Annotated in this window: 8 protein-coding genes; 6 read left to right on the top strand and 2 right to left on the bottom strand. The window is 68.2% G+C overall.

The window, feature by feature from the left end; all coding sequences use genetic code 11:
* The 6 genes from ATO11_RS18810 to ATO11_RS18785 all read left to right on the top strand — a co-directional run.
* The coding region (locus tag ATO11_RS18810) for a DUF11 domain-containing protein (protein WP_134643169.1) at positions 1-3,595 on the top strand (3,595 nt) is incomplete at its 5' end.
* 25 nt (positions 3,596-3,620) lie between these two features.
* Positions 3,621-7,220 carry a TonB-dependent receptor gene (locus ATO11_RS18805; protein WP_050532468.1) on the top strand — a complete coding sequence of 1,200 codons (3,600 nt, stop codon included), beginning with the start codon at positions 3,621-3,623 and terminating at the stop codon, positions 7,218-7,220.
* 99 nt (positions 7,221-7,319) lie between these two features.
* Positions 7,320-7,973, top strand: coding sequence for an ABC transporter ATP-binding protein (locus ATO11_RS18800; RefSeq protein WP_050532467.1), 654 nt, complete (start codon positions 7,320-7,322; stop codon positions 7,971-7,973).
* Positions 7,970-10,375 (top strand): ABC transporter permease, encoded by a 2,406-nt coding sequence (locus ATO11_RS18795; protein ID WP_423212720.1) that lies wholly within the window; start codon positions 7,970-7,972, stop codon positions 10,373-10,375. The genes ATO11_RS18800 and ATO11_RS18795 overlap by 4 nt, the downstream gene beginning before the upstream one ends.
* Positions 10,368-11,405, top strand: coding sequence for a lipocalin-like domain-containing protein (locus ATO11_RS18790; protein WP_050532466.1), 1,038 nt, complete (start codon positions 10,368-10,370; stop codon positions 11,403-11,405). Before ATO11_RS18795 ends, ATO11_RS18790 begins: the two co-directional genes overlap by 8 nt.
* A complete protein-coding gene (locus tag ATO11_RS18785) occupies positions 11,398-11,946 on the top strand; it encodes a pyridoxamine 5'-phosphate oxidase family protein (RefSeq protein ID WP_050532465.1) in 549 nt (182 codons plus the stop codon). Before ATO11_RS18790 ends, ATO11_RS18785 begins: the two co-directional genes overlap by 8 nt.
* A 187-nt stretch (positions 11,947-12,133) precedes the next feature.
* Here ATO11_RS18785 and ATO11_RS18780 read toward each other — a convergent pair whose 3' ends face one another.
* Positions 12,134-13,198, bottom strand: coding sequence for a ParB/RepB/Spo0J family partition protein (locus ATO11_RS18780; RefSeq protein ID WP_050532464.1), 1,065 nt, complete (start codon positions 13,196-13,198; stop codon positions 12,134-12,136).
* A gap of 1 nt (position 13,199) precedes the next feature.
* Positions 13,200-14,504 carry an AAA family ATPase gene (locus ATO11_RS18775; protein ID WP_110553783.1) on the bottom strand — a complete coding sequence of 435 codons (1,305 nt, stop codon included), beginning with the start codon at positions 14,502-14,504 and terminating at the stop codon, positions 13,200-13,202.
* Positions 14,505-14,749 lie beyond the last annotated feature (245 nt).

The following is a 14,749-nucleotide window of genomic DNA, read 5'->3' as shown; positions in this document are numbered from 1 at the left end:
CGAGGCCTCCTACCCGACCAACTGCAACCAGGCGACGGAAACCGTCGTGGTCGAGGGGCAGCCGATCCTTGCGCAACCCGAGCCCCTGTTCACCGTGACCGGGTCCGACGACGCGATCCTGACGGGTCCGGTTCTGGGCGCCAACAGCGACCTTGTGAACAACGTCTCCGCCGTGCCCGGCACGGGTGGCAACGTGGTGCTGTCGCTGGTCGACGGGGGTCAGACCTCGCCCCAGCTTGGCCTTGACCCCGAAACCGGGACGATCACCGTCGCGGCGGGCACGTCGGCCGGGTTCTACCAACTGGAATACCGGATCTGCGACGCGGGCTTCCTGATCAATTGCGACACCGCGATCGAGCGGGTGCGCGTGATCGACACGCCGATTGCCGCCGGGACAGAGCCTGTGCGCACCGTCGTGGCATCGGATGATGCCATCGACGTGGGCAGCGTGCTCGACCCCGCCAACGACACCCTGAACGGGATAGCGGCGCAGCCCGGCACCGGCGGGACCGTCATCCTGTCGGTTGTGGTTGACGCGGGCGTGCTGTCGCTCGATGCCGAAACCGGCGCGATGACGCTGGCCGCGGGCGCGCCCTCGGGCACCTACACCCTGCGCTATCGCATCTGCGAGGCGGCCAATACCGACAATTGCGCCGAGGCCACCGAAACCGTCACGGTCGAGGACCTGGCAATCGTCGCCGGCGCGGCACCTGTCCGGGTCCTGATGGCCAACACCAGCTCTCAAAGTGCAGGTTCGGCACTGGAGGACGCGAATGACCGCGTCTCGGGCCTTGCAGCGTCCGTGGGCGACGGTGCCAATGTCGTGCTGACGGCGGAAGACGGCGGCAGCGATGCGCTGAGCCTCGACACCGCGACGGGCGAGATCATGGTCGCCGCGGGCACGCTCCCCGGTACCTACACCCTGCCCTACATGATCTGCGACGCGTCCAATACCGACAATTGCGCCGAGGCGACCGAAACGATCCAGATCATGCTGATGCCGCTCGCCGCCGCGCCGGAACCGGTATTCGTCATGCCTGCGCAGGACGAACCGCAGGTCGTGGGCCAGGTGTTCGGCGCCGGCGATACCTATGATTACGGCGCGCTGCACGGCATGATGGGGTCGGCCCTGACCTTTGCAACCGACGGGTCGAGCTTCCTGTCGATCGATCCCGACACGGGCATCATGACACTGGGGGCCGAAGCACCCGCCGGCACCCATACCCTCACCTACACGTTCTGCGAACTTGCCTTCCCGACGAACTGCGCGGAGGCGACCGAAAAGGTGGAGGTGCGCGCCGCGACGCTCGTGGCCGATGGCAGCCTGCTGGGCACGTTCGATGCGGGCGTCGGCGGGCGGACAATGTCGATCCTGCACGATGACAGCGTGAACGGCACGCCTGCGCTGGCCGACATGGTCGAGATCACGCTGCTGCGCGACATCGGCAGCCCCGGCATCAAGCTGAACCTCGACACGGGCGAGATCGCCGTCGGCGCACAGACCCTGCCCGGCACCTACGAAATCGCCTACCAAATCTGTCTTGCGACCGACAGCGACACCTGTACCACCGCGGTGGAGAGGGTCGAGGTCAACGCCCTGCCGCTGGTCGTGGAAGGTGGCGACCTGGGCGCGGTGTCGAGCGTGGCGGGCGGCACCCTGCCCAGCATCCTGCGCAACGACACGCTGAACGGGGCAGTCGTGGACCCGGCGACGGTGACGATCACGCTTACCTCGCCCATCGGGCAGGACGGCATCACGCTCGACCCTGTCACAGGGGTCGTGAGCGTGGCACCCGGCACGCCGCACGGCACTTACGAGGTCTCGTACCGCCTGTGCGAAACCGCGGTGCCGAGCAATTGCGCCGAGGTGACCGAAACCCTGCAGGTGATCGCGATCACCGCCGTGGCGGAGACCTTCGACACGGTGTCGTCCGATGGCGGACCCATGGGCTCGGTGCTGACGAGCGACACGCTGAACGGCGCTGCCGTTACACTCGCAACCATTCAGGTCACGCCGCTGGACGCCGATGACGGGCTCGCGATCGACCCGGCCACCGGCGTGCTGTCGGTTGCGTCCGGGCTGGATGCCGGGACCTATACCGCGCGCTACAGGATCTGTGCGACCGCGCATCCCGACATCTGTTCGGAGGTCACCGAAACCGTGACTATTGCACCGGAACCGGGCCTCGATATCGTCGTGACCAACCGCCTTGTCGACAATGGCGATGGCGTCGACGGCGTGGGCGACACGGCGGTGTTCACCATCACCGTGACCAATACCGGCAACGCGCCGTTGTCGAACCTCGTGCTCTACCCGACCCTGTCGAGCATGACGGGACGCGGGGCAACGCCGGACGGGGCGCCCGTGTTCGTGGCGGCCAGCCTTAACTCCTCGGTCGGGTCGATCGCGGTGGGCGAGGTCGTGACCTACGAACTGCGCCAGGTGCTGCGGACCGAAGACGTGGCGGATGGCGGCATCCAGCTGTCGGTGTTCGGCACCTCGCAGGCCGTCGTGAACGGCACCACGACCGACATCGTGGCCGAGGATACCTCGGATGACGGGCGCGACGACGACGGCAACCTCGTCAACGATCCGTCGCAGTTGGCGGTGGTCCCGGCAACGCCGCCCTCCACCGTGACGGCGACGAAAACGGCGGGCCTCAGCCAGGTCAGCCTTGGCGACGCGGTGCCCTACACGGTCGTGCTGCGCAATGACGGGCCCGGCCTGACGGCGCCGCTGGTGCTGGTGGACGAATTGCCGAACGGCATGCGGTTCGAACCGGACAGCGCCCGCGTGGACGGCCGCGCGGTGAACGTGCAGGTCCGTGGCCGCACCCTGCGGTTCGCCTCCCTGACGATTGCGCCCTTCTCGGACGTGACGCTGACCTATACCGCGCGCATCCTGCCCGGAACGCCCGCCGGGGCGCTGGTCAACCGCGCCTACGTGGTCGAACTGGCCACCGGGCGGCGGATCAGCAGCGTGACCACCGCCACGGTGCACCTGCGCCCGGAACCGGTGTTCCAGTGCAGCGACATCATCGGCAAGGTGTTCGATGACCGCAACGCCAACGGCCGCCAGGACAAGGGCGAACCGGGGATCAAGGGCGCGCGCCTCGCGGGCGTGGACGGCACCCGCATCACCACCGATGCGCATGGCCGCTACCACGTGCCCTGTGCCGCCCTGCCCGACCAACCCGGCCAGAACTTCATCCTGAAGCTCGACACGCGCAGCCTGCCCTCGGGCGCCCGCCTGACCACGGAAAACCCGCGTGTCGTGCGGGTCACTCCCGGCAAGATGACCCGCCTGAATTTCGGCGTCGCCCAGATGCGCGTCGTCCGGGTGGACCTTGCAGCGGCAGCCTTCGACGCCAACGGCCAGCCGTCGGTGCACCTGCGCCGCGGGATCGAAACGCTGGTCCAGCAGATCCGCCGGACGCCCAGCACCGTGCGCCTGAGCTACCGGATCACGGCCGAGAACCAGAGACAGGCAGCCCGGCAGAGGCTGCGTCGCGCGGAGGCGTATCTCCGCAAAGCATGGCGCGGGGTGGGCGCCTACAAACTGCACGTCGAGCGGACCATCGTCCGCCCGAGGTGAGCGGGTAACTAATGAGGGGATCGAGATGAAACATTTCGAGCAGGCCAGGCCGCGCGGCCTCGCGCGGACCGTGGGATATTACCTGGCGACAAGTGCGCTCTGCACCGGCATCGCCGGCCTCGCACAGGCTCAGACGCAGGACGACTGCGTGGAAACCGACAGGTACCTGTGCACCGACCGCAACAATGCCGACACCGTCGTGTCGATGCCGGTGGGCGAGACGAGCGAGGTCATCGCCGCCGACAGCTCGGCGGGGTTGGGCGCCGCCGGCTTCTCGATCTCGATCGACGGCGAGACCATCGCCGGCGCACCCGCGCCGCGCGTGGTCCAGCGCCAGCAGGACATCGCCCTGTCGCGCGCCAATGTCGACGTGACCTTCGATGGCCTCGTGATCCAGCCCCGGCTCAACGTGTCGACCAGCGACCTGCGCAGCACCGCCCCGGCCAACGGCGCGGTGACCTTCCGCGCCTCCACCAACTACCCCGCCTACATCGCCCGCGCCGAGATCCGCGTGATCGACCGCCAGCGCCGCGACAACGGCCGAATCGCCGCGAAGATCCCCGTCGCACCGAACGGCGAGGCGAATTGGACCATGCCCGCCACCGGGTCGGGCGATTTCGCCTACGTCCTGCGGGTCTACGACGCCGACGGGCGGTACAACGAAACGCGCCCCCTGCCCCTCCACCGCTCCGCGCGCGGCGGAGATCCCGACCTGACCGGCCCGGTCATCGCCGCGGGCGAGGGCGAGGACCGCACCGGCATCGCGCAGTTCAAGGTGCGCGGCGGCGCGGTGACCGTGCATGGCGACGCGCTCGCCCCCGGCCAGACCGTCCGCGTCATGGGAGAGACCATCCCCGTCGACCAGGGCGGCGCCTTCGTCACCCAGAGGATCCTGCCCGCGGGCACCCATGCCGTCGACGTCCGGATCGACCCGCATGACGGCGTCGCGGGCGAACGGCTGGTCCGCGATATCGAGGTGCCCGAACGCGACCTGTTCTTCGTCGGCATCGCCGATATCAGCGCCAACCGCCGCATCCGCGACAACAGCGACGGCAGTTCCGAAACCACGGACTCGGTCGACGGGCGGCTGGCCTTCTACCTGAAGGGCACGTTCCAGAACAACGTGAGCGTGACCGCCTCGGCCGATACCGGGCACGGATCGCTGGCCAACGCGTTCAGCCGCCTCGACCAGAAAGACCCGCTGACCCTGCTGGGCCGCCTGCGCGACGATGCGTTCTACCCGACCTACGGCGACAACAGCACCGCCTATGACGACACGCCCACCAGCGGGCGGTTCTACCTCAAGGTGGAAACCCCGCAGACGGAATTCCTGTGGGGCGATTTCGACCTCGCGATCACGCAGCCGCATTTCCTGCGCAACACGCAATCGCTTTACGGCGCGCGCGTCACCCATGAAAGCCGCCGCCGGACCGAGGACGGCGCGCCGGTGCTGCGCGTCCTCGGCTATGCCGCGCAGGGCGACATGGCCTCGCGCCGCGACGTGCTCGAAGCGACGGGCGGCTCGGCCTACTTCCTGTCGCACCAGGACATCCATCCCGGCTCCGATACGGTTACGGTTGAAACCATCGACCCGCGCACCGGCCGGATCGTGGATTCGCGCACGCTGGTGGCGGGGCAGGATTACGAGCTTGACCCGCTGCAGGGCGTGTTGCTGCTGTCGTCGCCCCTTGGCCGGTCCGCACCCGATGGCAGCCTGATCCAGTCCAACCCGGGCGGCGACAACGTGGTGCGGCTGGTGGTCACCTACCAGAACACCCCCGCGCTCGGGTCGGTCGACGGCGGATCGGTCGGCGGCCGGATCGAGTTGCGCCCGAACGACCGGATCACGCTGGGCTTCACCGCCATGCGCGACGATACCGGCACCGCCGACCAGCGCATGATCGGCGCCGATGCGCGCTTCGCCCTCGGCGAATACAGCTTTGCCGAGTTCGAGGTCGCGCAATCCCAAGGCCCCGGTTTCGGGCAAACGCTGTCAGTCGATGGCGGCCTGACGATCGACGCGCTGGCCAGTTCCGGGGCGCCGGGCCTTTCCGCCCGCGCCTACCGCTTCGACGCGCACCTTGCCCTGTCCGATCTCGGCATCGCCGCGCCCGGTTTCATCGACCTCTACGCCGAATCGATCGAGGCTGGCTTTTCCACCTATTCCCACGACATCAGCGAGGACCAGAGACTGGTCGGCATCGCCGGCGAAATCGGCCTGTCGGACCGGGCGACGCTGCGCTTCTCGGGTGAACATTTCCGCAAGTCGGGGGGTGAGCAGACGGACGAGGCCGAAATCAGCCTGACCTACGCGCTGTCGCCCTCGCTGGAACTGGCGGCGGGCCTTGCATGGCTACACCAGGACCGCCCCGGCACCCCGGCAGAGACCGGCGAGCGGACAGATGCGCTTTTGCGCCTCACCTACAGCCCGTCCGAGGACCTGACCGTCTACGGCTATGCCCGCGCCACGCTGGCGCTCGACGGTGGCCTGGAACGCGCCGACAGGATCGGGCTGGGCGCGGATGTGCGCCTGTCCGAACGCCTGCGCTTCTCGGGCGAGGTGTCAGACGGCACCGGCGGTTTCGGCGCGGTGGCGCAGGCCACGTGGACCCCGTCCGAAGGACAGGAATTCTACGTCAGCTACGCACAGGACCCCGACAGCCGCCGCCTTGGCACCGACGCCGCCGAACGGCTGACCTTCGGGGCGAAGAACCGCGTCAACAAGCGGCTGTCCACCTTTGCCGAGAATTCCTACATCTCGGGCCGGAACGAACGCTCCCTGACCCGCGCCTTCGGGGTGACCTACACGCCCAACGACCGCTGGACGCTCGCCTCCCAAGTCGAGCTCGGCCGCGTGACCGATCCCCGGAACGGCGATTTCGACCGCTTCGCCTATTCCGTCAGCATGACCTATTCCAACGGCGAGTCGTTCAACGCCTCCGCCAAGCTGGAATACCGGCTCGAAGACGGGATCGGCTCGGCCCGCGACCGCGAAACGCTTCTGCTGTCCGCCGCTTTCGACTATCGCACCAGCCCCAACTGGCACCTGCTGGGATCGCTCGACGCGGTGCTGTCGCGGTCGGATGAAAGCGACTTCCGCAACGGCGACTACGTGCGCGCCTCGCTCGGCTACGCCTACCGCCCGACCGACAATGACCGCACCAACGCGCTGATCCGGCTCACCTACATCAACGACCAGCCGGGCGAGGACCAGGTCACGGCGAACGGCACCACCGACGGCCCGCGCCACCGCAGCCTCGTCTTCTCCGCCGATCTCGTGCACGAGTTGAGCGATACATGGACCGTCGGCCTGAAATACGGCTACCGCAGCGGGGAAACCGCCGACCGCGGCACTGACAATTACGTGCGCAACGACGCCCACCTCGCCATCGCCCGGTTCGACTGGCACGTGGTGCACAACTGGGACCTGTCGATCGAGGGGCGGTGGGAATACCAGCCGCATTCTGGCGACACGCGCACCGGCGGCTCGATCGCCATCTACCGCCACGTTGGCAACAACCTCAAGATCGGCGTCGGCTATGACGTGGGCCAGGCCACCAACGACCTGACCAATGTCGAATATAAGGAACGCGGCGTGTTCGTGAACCTCGTGGCCAAGTTCTGACCCCGGCGGCCCGGCGGACGCCGCCGGGCCACCCCTGCCCTGCCCCATGTGCAATCGCGCCGCCGCGCGCTATGTCTCGGACGAACCCGGGACCAGCCGATGCTCGACGCGACAGACCTGACCAAATCCTACCCCTCGGCCTCCGGGCCGGTGCCCGTTCTGGCGGGCGTGTCGATGCGCCTGTCGCGCGGCGAAACCGTCGCCCTGACCGGAGAGAGCGGATCAGGCAAATCGACCCTGTTGCACCTGCTTGCGGCCCTCGACACGCCCGACAGCGGCTCCATCCTGCTTGATGGCGAAGAGATCACAGGCCTCGGCGACCGCGCCCGCGCGCGGCTCCGACGCGACCGGTTCGGCATCGTGTTCCAGGCGCTGAACCTCGTCCCTTCGCTGACTGTCGCCCAGAACATCGCCTTCCAGTCACGCCTCGCCGACCGCTACGAGCCCGACCTCTGCGACACCCTGACACGGCGGCTCGGCCTCTCGAACCTCGCCCACCGCCTGCCCGAGGATCTTTCCGGCGGCCAGCAGCAGCGCGTCGCCATCGGGCGGGCGCTGGCCGCGCGGCCATCGGTGCTCTTCGCGGACGAACCCACCGGAAACCTTGACGAGGACACCGCCGATCAGGTCATCGACCTGATGCTCGACCTCGCCGCCGACACCGGCACCGCCTGCCTGATGGTCACCCACTCACCGCGCCTCGCCGCGCGCCTCGGCCGGCAGGTGCACCTGTCGAAAGGCCTCCTGTCGTGACCGCGCTGGTCCTGCGCGCGCTGTTGTCGCACTGGTGGCGACGCCCGGTGCAGCTGGTGATGGTGCTGGGCGGGTTGATGCTTGCCACCGCGCTCTGGTCCGGGGTGCAGGCCCTGAACGCCGAGGCGCGGGCCAGCTATGCCGCCTCCTCCGCCGCCCTGGGGCAAGGCAGTCTCGACCTGCTGTCGCACCCCGATGGCACCCCCGTGACGCAGGCAGACTTCATCGCGCTCCGCCGCGCGGGCTATCCCGTCTCCCCGGTGATCGAGGGCACCTTGCCGGGGCGCGACGGCCCCGTGCGCCTTCTCGGCCTCGACCCGCTTACCTCCCCGCCCCGGCCCGAGCTTGCGGGCCTTGCTGACGGGCAGATCGACCTCGCCACATTCCTGACCGCTCCGGGCCTCCTGCTGGCCGCGCCGGAAACCGCCGCGCTCCTGCCCCCTGCCCTGCCCCCGATCCGCACCCTCGCCACCCTGCCCGCGGACGTAATCGTTACAGACGTAACCACCGCCGCCCGCCTGCTTGACCGCACCGGGTTCGACCACCTCGTCCTCGACCGCCCCCTGCCCCTCGGCCTGCCGCCCATCGGCACGGTGACCGACCTGCACCTGACGCGCGAGGCGCCCTCGGGCGACATCGCGGCGCTGACGAACAGCTTCCACCTGAACCTCACCGCCTTCGGGCTGCTCAGCTTCGCCGTGGGGCTGTTCATCGTGCAATCGGCCATCGGCCTTGCCTTCGAACAGCGGCGCGGGACAGTGCGCAGCCTGCGGGCCATGGGTGTGTCCCTGCGCCGCGTGATGATCGCGATCGTGATGGAATTGTCCCTGTTCGCGGTGCTGGCCGGCGCGGCCGGGCTGGCGCTTGGATACCTCCTGGCACGGGCCCTGATGCCGGGCGTCTCCGGCACCCTCCGCGCGCTCTATGGCGCACAGATCGATGCCGCGATCGGGTTCGATCCGCTCTGGGCCGCGACCGGTCTCGCCATGACCCTTGCCGGTGCCCTACTGGCCGCCGCCGCCGCCCTGTGGCGGGTCGGGCGGATGCCGCTGCTGGCCGCCGGATCGGCGTCCTGGGCGCGGCAGGCGAGCATCGGGTTGCGATGGCAAACCCTCGCCGCGCTTGCCCTCTTCGCACTGGCCTCGGTGCTGGCGGTGGTCGGGGACAGCCTCGTCGCCGGGTTCGCCTGCATCGCGGCGCTTCTGATCGGGGCCGCGCTGATGCTGCCGCCGCTGGTGTCGGCCCTCCTGTGGCTGGCCTCTCGCGCGGTCCCGCCCGGCATCCCGCAATGGGTGCTGGCCGACACCCGGCAGCAGGTGCCCGGCCTGTCACTGGCGCTGATGGCGCTGCTCTTGGCGCTGTCGGCGAATGTGGGCGTGTCGACCATGGTCGGGTCGTTCCGCACCACCTTCATCGGCTGGCTCGACCAGCGCCTCGCCGCCGATCTCTACCTCACCGCCCGCACCGCCGACGAGGCGCGCGACATCCGCGCCCACCTCCAAACGGTTACAGATGTAACAACCGTGATCCCGATCTGGTCAGTCCCCGCCATGCTCGACGGCCAGCCCGGTTCCGCCTACGGCATCATCGACGATCCGCTCTACCGCGATCACTGGCCCCTGCTGGCCGCCCGCCCCGACGTATGGGACGCCCTGCACCGGGGCGAGGGCGTGTTGGTGAACGAGCAACTGTTCCGCCGGTCGGGCCTGTCCCTCGACGACCCGGTGCAGGTCGTGGATGGGTGGGAGGCGCCGGTACTGGGGGTCTATTCCGACTACGGCAACACGCGGCCACAGGTCATGGCCGATGCCGCCGCACTGGCCGCCCGCATCGACCCGCCGCCCATCCTGCGGTTCGCACTGCGCGTGGCACCCGGCACGCAGGCCGAGGTCAAGTCCAACATCCAGACACTATTCAGCCTTCCAGAGACGAATATCGTTGATCAGGCGCGGGTGAAGGAGTTCTCGCTTTCGGTGTTCGAACGCACCTTCCTCGTGACCGGGGCGCTGAACGTCCTGACGCTCGCCGTTGCGGGGTTCGCGCTGTTCATGAGCCTGCTCACCCTGTCCGACCTGCGCCTGCCGCAGGTGGCCCCCGTCTGGGCGCAGGGCATGCCCGTGCGACTCCTTGCGCGGCTCGACATCACCCGAAGCGTGGCGCTGGCGCTGGTGACGTTCGTGGTGTCGATCCCCGTGGGCCTTGCGCTGGCCTGGGTGCTGCTGGCGGTTGTCAACGTGCAGGCCTTCGGCTGGCGGCTGCCCATGTCGGTCTTCCCGGCGGACTGGGCGCGGCTGGCTGGTTGGGCGGTTCTGGCAACCGTCCTCGCAAGTCTCTGGCCCGCGCTGCGCCTGTCCAGTTCAGGCCCTGTGCTGCTGCTTCGGGTCTTTGCAGCGCATGGATAGGCGGCTTTTCCTCTCGGCCCTTCTGGGCGCTCCCTTGCCCGCCTTGGCACAGGGTTTCGCGGGTCTTGGCACCGATGCCGAAGGCTTTGCGGTGCCGGTTCGCGGAACGCCCCTGACCTTCCCCGCCGATCATGCCGCGCACCCCGACTACCGGATCGAGTGGTGGTACCTGACGGCGACGCTGACGGGCGAAGACGGCAGGGACTATGGCCTGCAATGGACCCTGTTCCGCTCGGCCCTCGCGCCGGGACGTCAACAGCTTTGGCTGGGCCACGCCGCCCTCACGACGCCGGATGCGCATTACAGCGCCGAGCGGCGGGCGCGGGGCGGGATCGGGCAGGCGGACGTGCTGCCGCCGCTCGACGCGTTCATCGACGACTGGCACATGACCAGCACCGCAACCTCGGGCGATCCGATGTCGGCCCTCAGCCTCGCCGCCCGTGCGCCTGACTTCCGCTATGCCTTGTCCCTGACGGCCACCGGGCCGCTCGTCCTGCACGGGGACGACGGGTACTCGGTCAAGTCCGAGGACGGGCAGGCCAGCTACTACTATTCCCAACCCTTCCTGACCGCCGAGGGGGAGATCGAGACGGCAGAGGGCCGGGTCGTTGTGCGGGGCGAGGCGTGGATCGACCGGGAGTGGTCGTCGCAACCCCTGTCACCCGACCAGACGGGGTGGGACTGGTTCTCGCTGTCCTTCGACACGGGCGAGCGGTTGATGGCCTTCGGCTTGCGAGACCGCGACGGGTCGCGCTTTACCTCGGGCACGTGGATCTCTGCGGATGGCACCCCTGCCCCGCTGGCCCCGAACCGGATCCGGTTGACGCCCCTCGGCACGGCGCGGGTCGCGGGCCGCACCCTGCCCGTCCGCTGGCGCCTGACTTTGCCCGAACGCGGACTGGACGTGACAACCGAACCCTTGCGCGACGACAGCTGGATGCAGACCTCGATCCCTTACTGGGAGGGGCCGCTGCGGTTCAGCGGCAGCCACGAGGGGCGCGGATACCTGGAGATGACGGGATATGAGTGACCGCCCCGAAACGCTGGCCGACCTGCTTCAGATGGCCGAAACCGCCCTGACCCGCGGCGTGGCCGACCGCCGGCACCCGGCCCGGCACCCGGTTCTGGCCACAATCGGCGCCGACGGGCCCGAGCAGCGCGTGCTGGTCCTACGCGGCTGGTCCGATGCCATCGCCCGGCTTCAGACCGACGCGGCCACCGCCAAGGTGCGGGAACTGACGGCCGACCCGCGCTGTGCGCTGCATTTCTGGGTGCCGCGCCAGGACCTGCAGATCCGCCTTGCGGGCCGCGCGACATTGACGCCCGGCAGCGCCGAAGATTGGGAGCGGATGCCGGACCACGCGCGCCACGTCTATGGCGGAACGCCCACACCAGGCACCCCGATGGACGGGCCCGACGCCTTTGAACCTGGCGCGGAGCTTGCACGGTTCACGGTGTTGACCGTGACCTGCGCCCGCATGGAGGTGCTGCATCTTGGCCGCGACAGGCATGTGCGGGCGGTGTTCCAAAGGGCAAACGGGGCATGGGACGGCCAGTGGATCGCGCCCTGAGGTAACCCATGGGTTACCCTCCAAACCGCCCGAGGTAACCCATGGGTTACCTGCCCCGCCCCCGTCCAAGGTAACCCATGGGTTACCTTCGGGCCGCCAGACCCACCGCAAAAACCAAAACAGGGTAACCCATGGGTTACCCTGTCAGATGGTCCGGATCGGGGTGAGGTAACCCATGGGTTACCTTCTAGAGGTTCGTGACATGCGGGCCCGAGCGTTCGTCAAGCACGTCCTGGAAGGCCTTGATCGCGCGTTCCAGCTGGTCGCGGGGCAGGCTGGCGAAATCGGCGCGGGCCACGATCCGGCACTCGCCTTGCCGCGCTGTGACCTTCATCTCGCCCACGTGAAACTCGAATTTCTCGCGCGCCTTGTCGCCATCCTTGGGGGCAGGGCGGTCAGGCTTCAGCACCGCTTCGAGCGCGCGGATCTGGGCGGGAATGTCGGACGCGGCCCGCAGCGCTTCGCGCAGACCCTCGATATCACCGCCATCGCGCAGGCGGCGCGCGACGTCCACGCCAAGGTTCCGGGCGACCGATTTGGGCCACTTCAGATCGTCGCCAAGGTTTTCGAGCAGGAAGACGAAGGACCGGATGTAGGACCGCTTCATCTTGTGCAGCGCGCCGTAGAGGCGCAGCACCATGTCCTCGGCATTGTAGCCATCGACGAAATCGTCCTGCGCGGCGGCGATGCAGACCTGCGCCATCTCGGCAAATGTCAGGTCCTCGCGGACCACATTTTCCTCGACCATGTCGACGTAATGGTTGATCCGGTCGGCGCTGCCCCGGTCGATCCGGGCGAGGATGGTGGCATAGGCGTCGTCGCGCGTTTCCGCGAAAAGCTGCCGCAAAGCCGTCAGCCGCCGCCAGCCCTTCTTGAGCTGCAGCCCGCCGAAGCGGTCGACGTAGAGCTCGACCGGCTCTTTCTGGCCGCGTTCGCGGATGGACGCTTTCAGTTCCTCCATCTCGTCTGACGCGGCAACCGCTTCCAGCTCCAGCCGGTCGCGGGGCAGGTCGGAGGCATCGACGTCGTCCAGCGGCACGCGTTCCAGCACACGGCCGTCTTCCTGTGCCGCGCGCCAGGACTTGGCGTCCTCGGCGTTCTGCTTGCGCTGTTCGACCTTGGCCTCGGTCGACTGGGTGAGGCTTTCGGCGACCTCGCGCACCGCCGCGCCCATCGGGCCGACCGAGCGGTCCCGTTTGACCGGGGCAGGGGGGTCGAGCGGGCCGAAGCCGAACTTGTTCTTCTTGCTCATGTCACGCCACCTCTCGTTGCGGCTCGTCGCGCCAGGCCTTCAGCAGCGTGCCTTTGAACTCGTCATAGGCCCGGTCGAAACTGTGGCGCGCGCGCTTCCATGTCTCCCGCGTCATGTCGCGGTAATCCTGTTCGTAGATCGAGCGCTGGAAGCGCCCCGATTGTTCGACCGCGCGCGTCATCTCTACCGGGTTCTGGCAGACGTCGGCGCCGAACACGTTGCGGAAGGCGTCCATCATGGCGGTGTGCAAAGGGTTGCCGTTTTCGAACCGGGTCATCAGAAGGCGGATGTCACGGAAGCCTTTCGGAAGGGTAAGGCCAGCGTCCGCTGCCAGCGCGCCGAACCCGTCCGAGATATCCTCCATCGCGTCGCCAAGCTGGCCGAGATAGGAGGTGGTGGAGTCGTATTCCCAATAGCCGGGGCCGGAGGGGATATAGAGGATGTCAGCCGCAAACGCGGCGTTCAGCGACTGGTAGCCGATGGCGGGCGGGCAGTCGAAGAGGATCAGGTCGTACTGGTCGTCGGGCAACTCGTCGAGGTAGCGCGCGACGCATCCGAAGAAGGACCACGCCTTGTGCAGGGCGCGGTACTGGGCGCTGGCGAACTCGACGAAGGCGGCGTTGGCACAGCTTGGGATGATGTCGATCGTGGGCCAGCAGGTGGGCTGGATGAAATCCTGCACCCGCTGCGCGCCGATCGACTGGACGTCTTCGGGCAGCTCGTCGGCGGCGGGGTAGGGGCAGTCGTCGGGGTCGTCATAGGTGGCCATGATCCGGTCCGCCTCTCGGCAGAGGTCGCGGCACATGATGCCCCAGACGGTGTGCCATTCCTTGACCTCGACCAGCCCCATGGAGTGGGTGAGCGTGGCCTGCGGGTCGAAGTCGACCACCAGCACGCGGTAGCCGTCGAGCGCGGCGGCGTGGGCGAGGTGCTGGGCCACGACCGTCTTGCCGACGCCGCCCTTGAAGTTGCTGACAGCGACGCGCAGCGCCCGGCCAGCGGGACGTTCGGGCAGGAGGCGCTTGCCCCGGAACCGCAGGCGGCGGCGCAGCTCGTTGATCTCGTCCAAGGTGAACCAGCGCTGGCGGCCATCCTCCTCGGTCTCGCCCTGGGGCAGGGAAGGGTCCTCGGCCAGCTTCTTGCGCAGCGTGTCGGCGGGGACGTCGAACATGAAGGTCGAGATCTCCCAGATCGAGAAGGGGCGCAGCGCCTTGACCTCGCCGGGATCGAAGGTCGCGCGGCGCACTGCCGCCTGCTGGGCGAGCGACCGGGCATTCATGGCTTGCAGATCGGAATGGTTGCGCATGGGGCAAAGCTCGTGTCATTTATCGTTGTGTCCGAAAATACGGGATTTCGGGAAATGCGCAAAGTGCGATCTTCGATTTTTCCCGTTTTCCGCCGAGCCGTTGCGAATCGCGCGCAACGTGCCACGGGGGATCGAGGGGACAGTCCTGTCACCCAATGACCGATTTGAGGTGACACAGAGCCGCGAATAGGGTGACATGATGCGTGTCACCCAATACCAATGATACCGGATTCTTTCTTCTGGTT

The sequence above is a fragment of the Pseudaestuariivita atlantica genome (assembly GCF_001205715.1).
GTDB lineage: Bacteria > Pseudomonadota > Alphaproteobacteria > Rhodobacterales > Rhodobacteraceae > Pseudaestuariivita > Pseudaestuariivita atlantica.
Note: the sequence above shows the minus strand (reverse complement) of the source record. Positions and strands in the feature narration are given on the sequence as shown.

Bases quoted from the DNA above. Each gene is read 5' to 3' on its own strand.
- ATO11_RS18805 (WP_050532468.1), top strand. From the start codon at position 3,621: ATGAAACATTTCGAGCAGGCCAGGCCGCGCGGCCTCGCGCGGACCGTG.
- ATO11_RS18800 (WP_050532467.1), top strand. From the start codon at position 7,320: ATGCTCGACGCGACAGACCTGACCAAATCCTACCCCTCGGCCTCCGGG.
- ATO11_RS18790 (WP_050532466.1), top strand. From the start codon at position 10,368: ATGGATAGGCGGCTTTTCCTCTCGGCCCTTCTGGGCGCTCCCTTGCCC.
- ATO11_RS18785 (WP_050532465.1), top strand. From the start codon at position 11,398: ATGAGTGACCGCCCCGAAACGCTGGCCGACCTGCTTCAGATGGCCGAA.
- ATO11_RS18780 (WP_050532464.1), bottom strand. From the start codon at position 13,198: ATGAGCAAGAAGAACAAGTTCGGCTTCGGCCCGCTCGACCCCCCTGCC.
- ATO11_RS18775 (WP_110553783.1), bottom strand. From the start codon at position 14,504: ATGCGCAACCATTCCGATCTGCAAGCCATGAATGCCCGGTCGCTCGCC.